The organism is Aminobacter sp. MSH1, assembly GCF_003071665.1.
GTDB classification, from domain to species: domain Bacteria; phylum Pseudomonadota; class Alphaproteobacteria; order Rhizobiales; family Rhizobiaceae; genus Aminobacter; species Aminobacter niigataensis.
Genome location: NZ_CP026265.1, coordinates 4140983 through 4152928 on the forward strand (window position 1 = coordinate 4140983; position 11946 = coordinate 4152928).

Below are 11946 nucleotides of genomic sequence, written 5' to 3' on the forward strand. Positions count from 1 at the left end.
TGAGAACTAACGAAAAAAGGCATCGTTGCGGCGAAATGATGACGAAGATGACGGACAAGTTAACGCAGGGGCATTCCGGTCAGGCCGGAATGCGCACCACCACCTCGATCTCGCCACGATCGCGCATGGCAAAAGACGCATCCTTGCCCTTCACGCCATCGACATCGGCCTTCGCAGCCTTAGTGGTTTTGTCTCTCACCACCCGCAACCTATAGACAGCTCCACCCAAGCGCAGGGTCGCAGCGTAGCCCTCCCAATGCTTGGGGATGGCTGGCGAAACCACAAGGCGGTCGCCGCGCCGGCTGATGCCGAGGATGCTCTCGACCGCAGCGCGATAGAGCCAGCCGGCCGAACCTGTGTACCAGGTCCAGCCACCGCGCCCTGCCTTGGATGCGTCGGCATAGACATCGGCCGCCACGACATAGGGTTCGACCCGGTAGGTCTCCGCCGAATGCTCGTCGAGCGCATGGTTGACCGGGTTGAGCATGGAGAAGCAGCGGTAGGCCTCGTCGACCTGCCCCATTTCCGCCAGCGCGATGACAAACCACGTCGCCGCATGGGTGTACTGGCCACCGTTCTCGCGTACGCCTGGCGGATAGGACTTGATGTAGCCGGGTTCCTTCTCCGTCTCGGAGAACGGCGGCGTGAACAGCCTGATGAGCTGCATCTCGTCATCGACCAGCATCTTGGTCGCCTGCGCCATGGCGGTGCGCGAACGGGCAGGATCTCCCTCGCCCGAGATCACGCTCCACGACTGGGCGATCGAATCGATCTTGCATTCGTCGGAATTGCGTGAGCCGAGCGGCGTGCCATCGTCGAAACTGCCGCGACGATACCACTCGCCGTCCCAGGCGGCATTCTCCAGCGCCCGCTTCAGGGCATTGGCATGCTTGTCCCAGGCATTGGCGCGCTTGGAGTCGCCCTCTGCCTTGGCCAGGGGCGCAAACTCGCCCAGCGTCTTCAGCAGGAACCAACCAAGCCAGACGCTGTCGCCCTTGCCCTCCTCGCCGACGCGGTTCATGCCGTCGTTCCAGTCGCCACCGAGGATTAGCGGCAGGCCGTTCTTGGCCGTCCGCTTGATGGCGAGGTCGAGCGCGCGGGCGCAATGCTCGTAGAGCGAAGCCTTCTTCTTCGACGCCTCGGGCGTGAAGAAGGCATCATGCTCGCCAGGGTTGAGCTGCTGTCCTTCGATGAAGGGCAATTGCTCGGCCAGGATCGCGGCGTCGCCGGTCACGGTGACATAGCGCGCCGTGGCGCTGGCCAGCCAGACGACGTCGTCGGAGATCATCGTGCGCACGCCGGCACCGGTGCGCGGCAGCCACCAGTGCTGCACGTCGCCTTCGGCAAATTGCCGGCCAGCCGCATTCAATATCTGTGCACGGGCCAGGCTTGCGTCATGCATCAGCAGCGCAAGCGTGTCCTGCAACTGGTCGCGGAAACCGAACGCACCGCTCGCCTGATAGAAGGCCGAGCGCGCACGGATGCGGCAGGCCAGGCTTTGATAGGGCAGCCAGTGGTTGACCATCGCGTCGAGCGCCTTGTCCGGCGTGTCGACTTCGATCGTGCCGAGGAACGAGCGCCAGTCATCCGCATTGTCGGCAAGCCGCTTGTCGAAATCGACCTTGAGATGACGGGCAACAAGTGCGCTCGCCTCTTCGTCGGAGCCGGCATCGCCGAGCAACCACAACAACGACACAGAGCCACCAGCCGGCACCTCGACGTCCCGCGCAATCGCGGCACAAGGATCAACGCCAGCTTCCACGCGGCCGGTCAGTTCCACACCGAGCGTCACCGCGCGCGGCGCCTCGACCGTTCCTCCCGTGCCGATGAACTCGAGGCGATCGGCGGTGACCGAACCGGCCTTGCCGTCCATCGCCATGAAGGCGACGCGCTCGCCGAAATCGAGACCATAGGTGTTGCGCGCCAACAGTGCGCCGGTCGCCGGATCGAGCGAGGGAACGATGTTCGGCGCGGTCTTGGCCCGCCCGGTGCCGAGCACCCACTCGGCATAGGCATAGACCCTGAGCTTGGCCGCCACGGCGCCGGAATTCTCGATGCGCAGTCGCGAGACACGGACAGGATCCGCCGGGTCTACAAGGTGGGTCAACTCGGTCGTCAGCGTGCCGCGCTTGGAGCGGAAGGTCGAGAAGCCCTGACCGTGACGCGCCTCGTAGGAAGCGCTCGCATCACGCGCGACAGCGGCAATCGGCGAGTAGGTCCTGCCGCTGGTGCGGTCGAAGACGTAGATCGCCTCGCCCGGCCGGTTGGTGACCGGGTCGTTCGACCACGGCGTCAGCTGGTAATCGCGGCTGTTGCGGCTCCAAGTGAAGGAAGCGCCCTCGGCCGAACTGTGGAAGCCGAAGCCGGCATTGGCAACGACGTTGATCCAGGGCTGCGGCGTGGCACGCATGCCGTTGAGGCGCACGACATAGTCGCGGCCGTCAGCGTCGAAACCGCCAAATCCGTTCCAGTGGGAAAGTCCGTCGCCGGCGGCCTTGCGCGCGTTCCGCGAAGGCAAAGCTGCCGTTGCCGTCGATTCCGGGCGGTCCGTTGCCTGAGCCGTCGCCAGCGCGTCACGCGCCTGAAGAGCGGCGGCCTCGGCGCGCTCGATCTGGTCGAAGATGGTGCCGTTGCGGGTGTGCAGGCAGACCCGCGCGACAGCGAGCAGCGTGCGATAGGACGCTTCGTCCATCAGGTCGCGGCGCACGGCGAAGATGTGCTGGCGCGGGCCGAGTTCCTTGCCGCGCAGGCGGCTGTTCTCGCACAGGTGCTCGATGGCCTGCTGCAGATCCTGCACATAGGACGAAGCCTGCTCGTTGACGATGACGAGATCGGCGACCAGGCCGCGAGCCCGCATGTACTCCTGGAACCTCAGCGCCTGGGCGACGATCTCGATATCGGCAATGTCGCCGATCCGGATCGCCAGGATCGGGAAATCGCCGGAAATCGCCATCGGCCACAGCGCCGACTGCCGGCCGAGTCCGGAGGCGATCGCGTCCGCCGAAAGACGCAGGAACGGATCGGGATAGATCAGATAGCGCGCCAGCTTCTGCACATTGGCGGCATCGGCGAGATTGAGGCCGAGGTGGCGTGTCTGAACCTGCGAACGCGTCCAGGACAGCATGGCCTGGCGCGGGAAACCCTCGGGATGGTCGAGCCGGGCTACCGTCTCCTCGACTTCCTCGCGGGTCGAACCTACGACGGTCCAGAACGTCAGCGAGACCTTTTTGTTGGCCGGCACGCGGACGCGGCGGCGAAGTGCCGCTACAGGGTCGAGGGTGAAGCCGGCACTGCCAGAAAGCTTGGCGCCCGCGTCGAAGGCTGCCGGATCGGCGATGGTACGGCCACGGCCGATGAAGGCGCGGCGGTCGGTCTCGGCCTCGGTATCGCGTGCAAAGCCAGACTGATCGGTGACGAAGTGCGCGGCCACGACCGAGGGCTCATTGGCCGCCCGCTTCTGCCGGGTCGCCAGGATCGCGCTGCCGTTGTGGGTGATCTCGGTTTCGACGAACATCTTCGAGAACGCCGGGTGGGCGTTGTCGTTGGCCTCGGGTGCAAGCACCAGCTCGGCAAAAGACGTCACCTCGATGTGACGATCGACGGCGGCATCGTTCCAGATGACGATGCGCCGGGCCTCACCATTGCCTTCGGAAACGACGATGCACTCGACCTCGCTGCGCAGCGTGCCGACGGTCTTGATGAAGCTCGCCTTGTCGTCGCAGAACAGCGTCTGGGTCTGCTCGCCGGTGGCGCGCTTGGGTTCGGCGGTCGCCGACCACCAGTCACCGGTATCAGTGTCGCGCAGGAACAAATAGGTGCCCAGCCGATCCTCGGTCGGGTCCGGCTGCCAGCGCGTGATCGCCATGTCGTTCCAGCGGCTGTAGCCGGAACCGGTGGCGGACACCATCACCGAATAGCGGCCATTCGACATCAGGTTGGTCGAGCGCAACGCCCGCATCGGATTGAGCACCAGGCGCGTGTCGGCGCTGTGGTCAGTGGTCTCGTCCTTGGTGTGCTCGGCAACCTCCGTGCGAACGGTTGCGACTGGGATGTCGCGCGGCGCCTTCTCCTGCAACAGAAGCTCGGCAGCCTCGATCACCTGGTCGCTGTGGAACCGGTCGCGCATCCGGCCTTCGAAGATGGCGTTGGCAATCGATACGATCGACATGCCCTGGTGGTGGGCCATGTAGTTGTAGACGATGGCATGATCGGCACCTTCCGGCACGCGCTGCGGCGTGTAGTCGACGGCGTCGTAGTAGCCGTAGCGACCGAGCGCCCCGATCTTTCGCAAGCGCCGGAGGTTCGCGGTCGCCTCGCTCGGCATGAACTGGGCTGCCAGCACGGTCGCATAGGGCGCAATGACCGTATTCTGGCCAAGGCCACGTTTGAGGCCGAGGCCCGGCACGCCGAAGTTGGTGTACTGATATGTCAGTTCGCGGTCGCGGCCATTGTAGGCGGCTTCCGAAATGCCCCACGGAATACCCTTCGAGCGGCCATACTGGATCTGCCGGCGGATGATGAGCTTGTTAGTCTGATTGAGAATGCCGCCCTGCGGCTCCTTCATGACCAGGGGCGGCATCAGGTATTCGAACATCGAGCCCGACCACGACATCAGCGCGCCCTGGAAACCGATCTCGACGATCGGCCGGCCGAGCCGGAACCAGTGCTCGGTCGGAATGTCGCCCTTGGCGATGCCGAACAGGCTGGTCAGACGCGCCTCGGAAGCCAAAAGGTCGTAACAGCTTTCGTCGAGTTGATGTTCCTCGACGCGATAGCCGATGGACAGCAGCTTGCGCTCATTGCGCATCAGGAACGAGAAATTCATCTCGAAAGCGAACTTGCGGGTGCGCTCGCGCAGTTCCATCAGCTTGGCTCGCAGAGCGGCAACAGCCTGGTCGTCGCTGTGCGCGTCATGGACATGCGCCTCGCAGGTGACCTCGAGCGTCCGCGCCCAATCGGACAGGACTTCGCTCTTGGTCGATACCGCCTCCGTATGGATGGCGCCCGCCAGCTTGCGGATCTCGCCCGACAAGACCGCCAGATTGATGGTGCGGATCGAGGCCATTTCGGGCTGCGACTTGATCGTCTCCACCGCGCGGCGCATGCCGTCGATGCGGTCGATGAGCCGCTGGCGCAGCGGCCTCAACTGCCGGCGATCATCCGGCAGGTCGGCTACGCTTTCCTCGATGATCGAGACGATGTCGAGAATGCCTTCGAAATCGCCCTGCAGATGGACCGAGGGCGCTTCCGCCCATTCAGAACAGGCCGTGGCGACCGCCACCAGATGGCCGGCGAGATTGCCGCTGTCGACGCTTGAGACATAAAGCGGATAGAGCGGACGCAGGTTGGTGGTGTCGTACCAGTTGTAGAGATGCCCCCTGTAGCGCTCCATCTTCTCGATGGTCGAAACCGTGGCGTCGATGCGCGCAACCGCATCCGCAAGGCTGATCCAGCCGAAATCCCGGGCGGAGACGACCGACAGCAGATAGACGCCGATATTGGTCGGCGAGGTGCGGGTGGCGATGACGCCGGTCGGGTTTTCCTGGAAATTGTCCGGCGGCAGGTGGTTCTGCTCGGGCGTCACGAAAGTTTCGAAGTAGTGCCAGGTGCGGCGGGCCACCGTGCGCAGCGTATGCACATCCCAAGGCATGACGTGCAGCCGGTCCTCGGTCTCGGCCGAGCGGCTGATCAGCCAGGCGAAGGCGGGCGAGCCGGCCCAGAAGACGGCGAATGCGAAGGCAACGAACGCGCCGGTCGAATCCGCGAAAACCGGCACTGCCAGGCCGATGACGGCAATGATCACCGCGCCATACATCATCCTGTAGTAGGCAGCGAGGTCGTTGCCGCCTGATTTGTGCGCCTGCGAGGCGGTGCGCCATTCCAACAGGTCCTTGCGGCTGACGAACAGGCGGTAGAGCGTGCGGACGATGGCGTCGCCCATCATCCAGGCGAGATGCGCCATGAGCACGATCTTCAACGCCACCATCGCCGTGCCGAATGCCAGGTCGCGGCCAAGCGCGCTGAAATGGCCTCGCGGCGTGGCGTCGCGGTTCTTCGGCAGGATGGCGTCGATGATGTCGAAGGTCGGCGCCATGAACAGGCTGAGGATCAACAGCGCCTGCCATTGCGCCGCCTGGGTGAAGGGCAGCAGCGTCCAGCCGGCAATCGCCGCCAAGACCCAGAAGATGGGGGTCAGCGAGCGCCTGAGATTGTCGACCATCTTCCAGCGCGACAGCGCCGGAACGCCCGATTTCGGATCGAAGATGAAGCCGAGCAGCTGCCAGTCGCCACGCGCCCAGCGGTGCTGGCGCGATGCGTCGACCGAATAACGGGTCGGGTAGTCCTCGACGACCTCGACATCGGTGACGAGCGCCGAGCGCGCGAGCGCACCTTCGAGCAGATCGTGGCTGAGCACGGTGTTTTCGGCGATACGGCCCTTGAGCGCAGCCTCTATCGCGTCGACATGATACAGCCCCTTGCCGGTGAAGGTGCCTTCGCCGAACACGTCCTGATAGAGATCGGAAACGGCAAAGACGTAAGGGTCGAGGCCGCGATGGGCCGAGAAGACGCGCTGGAAGAAAGAGGCTTCATCGCCCGTCGTCAGTGACGGCGTCACGCGCGGCTGCAAGATTGCATAACCAGCCGTCACCAGGCGCTTTTCGGTGTCGAACTCCGGCCGGTTGAGCGGGTGGCACATCTTGCCCACCAGCTTGGTGACCACGCCACGCGTCATGCGCGTATCGGCGTCGAGCGTCATGACGTGAACGATGTTGTCGGGCAGCGCCACGTCCGTCGGCATGAAGGTGGTGTCGCCGTCGCCGCGCAGCAAAAGGTTCAGTTCGTGCAGCTTGCCGCGCTTGCGCTCCCAGCCCATCCAGCAGCCTTGCGCCGGATTGTAGAGCCGGCGGCGGTGCAGCAGATAGAACCGCGGCGCGCCCTCGCTCGGATAGCGCTGGTTGAGCTTGGCGATCTCGCGGCGGGCGTAATCGTAGATTTCGCGGTCGCCGGCCGAAATCTCGGCCTGGCTGTCGGGCCAGTCGGAGAGCACGGCGAAATGAAGTTCACCCGACATGTTGGCGAGATAATGCACCTCGATATTGCGGATGTTTTCCTCGACATCGTCGCGCGAGCCGATCAGCGACGGCACCACCACGAGCGTTCGGGCTTCAGCCGGCACGCCGTGCTTGAACTCGTAGCCGATGAGCCGGGTCGGCTCCAGGAACTTGAGCACGATGGTGTTGAAGAAAGCGAGTGCGCCTTCACTTGCCGGAACAGCAAACAGCGTCAGCATCAGCGCGATCGCTGCCGTCGGCAGGCCAAGGGCCGCGAGCGCGTTGCCGGCGAGCAAAAGCAGGACCACGGTAAGCGCAAAGACCGGAAGGGCTATGCCGAGCCAGTTGGTCTTGCGGAAGGCACGATTGATGACGCGGCCGATCGTCGGGCGATAGCCGATCGCCTGCTCCAATTCCTGCCGGCGCGGGCCGACAAGGAAGAAACCGACGTCCGAACATTCCTTCTGCAGATCGTCCCGATCCGCAAGCGGCGCAGGCTTTTCCGTGTGCGCGAAATCGGTCGCACGCTCGGCGACCTGAAATTCGGAAAGCTTGGAGTGGCGGGCCAGATCCTCGATCGCGGTGCGATACTGGTCGCGTGAGGCGAAATCGAGCGCTGCAAAATTGGTACGCTCGCGCAACAGCGTGTCGACGCGGCTGACATCTTCGAACCAGACCGTCCAGTCCTGGTCGTTGATGAGGCGAAGGCCTCGGATGATGTTGCCGGTGGTGACGTTGCCGCTCGAGAGCGTGTGGTGCTCGCCGATGATGATCTCTTCGGCGTCGCTACCAGACTTCTCAAGCTCGTTTTCGAGCCAGATCAATGCTTTGCCGGCATTTTGCGAGCCATCGCGCAAACGATAGAGCAGTTGTGTCGCAAAGGTCGTGTCACGGGCATGCGCCGCATAGGCCCTGAGCAAGGCCAGGCCGTCATCCTGTTCCTGCACCCCCTGCAGGCGGTCGGCGACGTCGTTGGCAATCGCTCGCATTTCGCGGGCGCGATTGACCCGCACGGCGATGCGGCGGAGGTTCTCGACCAGCACGAAGCGCAGGAGTGAAGGCAGCGCCCAGAGTTCGCCGATGTGCAGCGGCTCGACGGACTGGTAGCCCTCGACTATCGACTTGAACATCTGCGCCGACACGGTGCTGTCGGAGTGGGCGACGTAGATCCAGGCGATGGCGAGCGCGCGCGGAACCTGCTGTCCTTCGCCGAGTTCGATGGTCGGCAGTTCGCGGTAGAAGCGGCGCGGCAGGTCGCGCTTGACCTGATAGATCGTCTCCTCGACCAGATAGTTATTGTCGAGCAGCCATTGCGCGGCGGGCGTGATCGGCTCGCCCCTGCCCTGCGCGGCATTGGTGTCTCGATAGACCTGAAGGATCTTCTTGGCGCTCTCGCGAATGCGGGCGTGGAAGTCGAACGCTTCGAGACCGGCATAGGAGCGCAACTCCTTGCGGGCCAGACTTTCGCCCGTCGCCCTGAGCCGGTCCTCATGGAGCACCGTGGCCCTTATCGGCTGTTCTGCCACAGCCGGAAAACTAGGCACTACATCTTTGATCCGGCGCGGGTCGGTCTGAATATTCATCTACAGCATTTCCGTCTGACAGAAAGTCCGCCACGCCTTTCGGCGCCGCGGACCTGTCGCATAAACCGTTTCAAACAAGAATTGGTTGCATGGCAACACAACAGGTCGATTGATCGCTCTTGCACCGCGATTGAGTGAAAATATGGCGCCGTCATCACCCACGTCGCCAGGCGCCTCATAGCAGTGCCGGGTAGAGACCGGAACGGAAGGATTCAGGCTTTTTCGTGTTCGATGCTCGAATTTGGCCATATTTCAGGCAGTGCCCGTCAAAGGAACTCGCTTTGGCAATTGCGAGGCACGAATCGCCTTGCTCCGCGCCCGGATCCTTCTTGGGCCGGACGAATTTCCGCCCCGCCAAGTCGTCGGGCGAAGGTCATCCGCCGCGCGGCAATACGGTGTAGACCCTGACGACAAAAGCGTGGAATTCGGCCATGTAATTCCTGAGGAATTCGGCGGTATCCTCATTGGTCACCTCGCCTTCATCGGTGATCAGCCCCGGCTTGAACTGGATGTAGGCTTCCGGTGCATTCATTTGCGGCGAATTGCAAAAGCTCAGCACGCTGCGCAGGCTTTGTTGCGCGACCGCCGTGCCGATCGCACCCGGCGACGTTCCGATGACGGCCGAAGGCTTGCGGGTGAACGAATTGGTGCCATAGGGCCGGCTCGCCCAGTCGATGGCGTTCTTCAGGCCGCCGGGGATGGACCGGTTGTACTCGGGCGTGACGAACAGGATGGCGTCGACACCAGCAAGCGCCTGCTTGAACGCGCGGGCGGGCGGCGGAAAATCGGCGTCATAGTCGTAGCTGTAGAGCGGCAGGTCCCGAAACGAGATTTCCTCCATTTCGAGATGCTTGGGTGCGAGCCTGACAAGCGCCTTGGCGAGCTTGCGGTTGATCGAGCCTGCGGCAAGGCTGCCTATGAAATAACCGACCTTGTAGGTGTCCATGGCACATTCTCCATTTCGCCGTGCGATATCGGTCGCCGACCTGACCTACCCACCCCGATTGGATAGTTTGCCAGTTCCGGCCGGATGTCACGACGATTTTGGAGATTACGCGCTTATTGGCGGCGAATGGAGACGAGCAGGAGCGATACCGCTTCGCTAGGCTCTATTTCCAGCACAACTGGGCCAGCTTCGATATGCAGCGTGTCCAGCGCGGCGATTTTCTCATTGCCGATACGCGCCGAGCCCGAGGCGAAGAAAACCAGGCTGGTCCCCTCACCCACGCCAATCCTGGTCGGCTCTGAAATTTCCAGCCGCTGGACCGAGTGGCTGATGCGGCCCCGCCGGGTCATGACGTTGAAATCGAGAACCGGGCCGTCGATGAACTTCGCCTCGGTGCTGACATCGCCCGGAAAAATGTAAGGCTCTGACCGTGGAGACAGTGCCACCGGCGCCGCATCGCCCGCCGCGAGCTCCATGCTGCCGGCCAGGACCGTCAGCGTCCGGTCGATGCCGGCAAAGACGGAAAACGGTCCGCCGCTTGCGACTTGCGCCATCGAGATGCGCCAGTCGAAGTCGTCGAGCCCGGCCGCGGGCGGCCAGGCCATGATTTCGGTCGTCACGCCGCCGCCGTTCTTCCACGGCATGGAGCGACAGTCGGCGTGACGGATGATACGCATGGTCAGCCCAGAATGCCCGGCAGGTTGAGGCCCTTGTCCCTGGCGCAGTCGAGGGCGATGTCGTAGCCGGCATCGGCGTGGCGCATGACGCCGGTCGCGGGGTCGTTCCACAGCACGCGCTCCAGGCGGCGTGCTGCGTCCTCGGTGCCGTCGGCACAGATGACCACGCCCGAATGCTGCGAGAAGCCCATGCCGACGCCGCCGCCATGGTGCAGCGACACCCAGGTGGCGCCGGAGGCGGTGTTGAGCAGCGCATTGAGCAGCGGCCAGTCGGACACGGCATCCGATCCGTCCTTCATCGCCTCGGTCTCGCGGTTCGGCGACGCGACCGAGCCCGAGTCCAGGTGATCGCGGCCAATGACGACCGGCGCCTTGAGCTCGCCCTTGGCGACCATCTCGTTGAAGGCGAGGCCGAGGCGGTGGCGGTCACCGAGGCCGACCCAGCAGATGCGCGCCGGCAGACCCTGGAAATGGATGCGCTTGGCGGCCATGTCGAGCCAGTTGTGCAGGTGCGTGTTGCCGGGGGTGAGTTCCCTCACCTTGGCGTCGGTCTTGTAGATATCCTCCGGATCGCCCGAAAGCGCTGCCCAGCGGAACGGACCGATGCCGCGGCAGAACAGCGGACGGATATAGGCCGGCACGAAGCCGGGGAAGTCGAACGCGTTCTCCACGCCTTCTTCCAGCGCCATCTGGCGGATGTTGTTGCCGTAATCGACCGTGGGGATGCCCATCTTGTGGAAGTCAAGCATCGCCTTGACGTGCACGGCCATTGAGGCGCGCGCGGCTTTCGCCACCGCCTTGGGATCCCGCTGGCGCTTGTCTTCCCACTCTGCGACCGTCCAGCCCTGAGGAAGGTAACCGTTGACGGGGTCATGCGCCGAGGTCTGGTCTGTCACCGCGTCCGGCTTGACGCCACGCTTGACGAGTTCGGGGAAGACGTCGGCGGCATTGCCGAGCAGGGCGACGGAAATCGCCTTCTTTTCCTTGCTTGCCTTGTCGATGATTGCCAAAGCGTCGTCGAGGTCCTTGGCCTGGACGTCGACATAGCCGGTCTTCAGCCGCATCTCGATGCGGCTCGGCTGACATTCGACGGCAAGACAGGAGGCTCCAGCCATGGTGGCGGCCAGCGGCTGCGCGCCGCCCATGCCGCCGAGGCCGGCCGTCAGGATCCATCGGCCAGCCAAGTCGCCGCCAAAATGCTGGCGGCCCATCTCGACGAAGGTCTCGTAGGTGCCCTGAACGATGCCCTGGCTGCCGATATAGATCCACGAGCCGGCGGTCATCTGGCCGTACATCATCAAGCCCTTCTTATCGAGGGCGTTAAAATGATCCCAGTTGGCCCAGTGCGGCACGAGGTTCGAGTTGGCGAGCAGGACGCGCGGCGCATCCTTGTGGGTGCGGAACACGCCGACCGGCTTGCCCGACTGGATCAGCAGCGTCTCGTCCGCCTCGAGCTTGCGCAGTGCGGCGACGATACGGTCGAAGCTCTCCCAGTCACGGGCGGCACGGCCGATTCCGCCATAGACGACGAGTTCGCTCGGCTTTTCGGCGACCATCGGGTCGAGATTGTTCATCAGCATGCGCAGCGGCGCTTCGGTGAGCCAGCTCTTTGCGGTGAGTTCCGTGCCGGTGGCGGCGCGGATGACGCGGTCATTGTCGATGCGGGAATGTTGGGTCATGCGTAAGCC

At 63.9% G+C, this 11946-nt stretch carries 4 protein-coding genes; all 4 read right to left on the reverse strand.

All coding sequences use genetic code 11. The features are described from left to right. Window positions 1-79 precede the first annotated feature (79 nt). A complete protein-coding gene (locus CO731_RS20420) occupies window positions 80-8635 on the reverse strand; it encodes a glucoamylase family protein (RefSeq protein ID WP_108608586.1) in 8556 nt (2851 codons plus the stop codon). A gap of 373 nt (window positions 8636-9008) precedes the next feature. Beyond that, on the reverse strand, window positions 9009-9581 hold the full coding sequence (locus CO731_RS20425) for an NADPH-dependent FMN reductase (RefSeq protein WP_108608587.1): 573 nt from the start codon (window positions 9579-9581) through the stop codon (window positions 9009-9011). 113 nt (window positions 9582-9694) lie between these two features. After that, window positions 9695-10258, reverse strand: a complete 564-nt coding sequence (locus CO731_RS20430) for a HutD family protein (RefSeq protein WP_108608588.1) — start codon at window positions 10256-10258, stop codon at window positions 9695-9697. Between the two features lie 2 nt (window positions 10259-10260). Continuing rightward, window positions 10261-11937 (reverse strand): urocanate hydratase, encoded by a 1677-nt coding sequence (gene hutU, locus CO731_RS20435; protein WP_108608589.1) that lies wholly within the window; start codon window positions 11935-11937, stop codon window positions 10261-10263. Window positions 11938-11946: the final 9 nt, after the last annotated feature.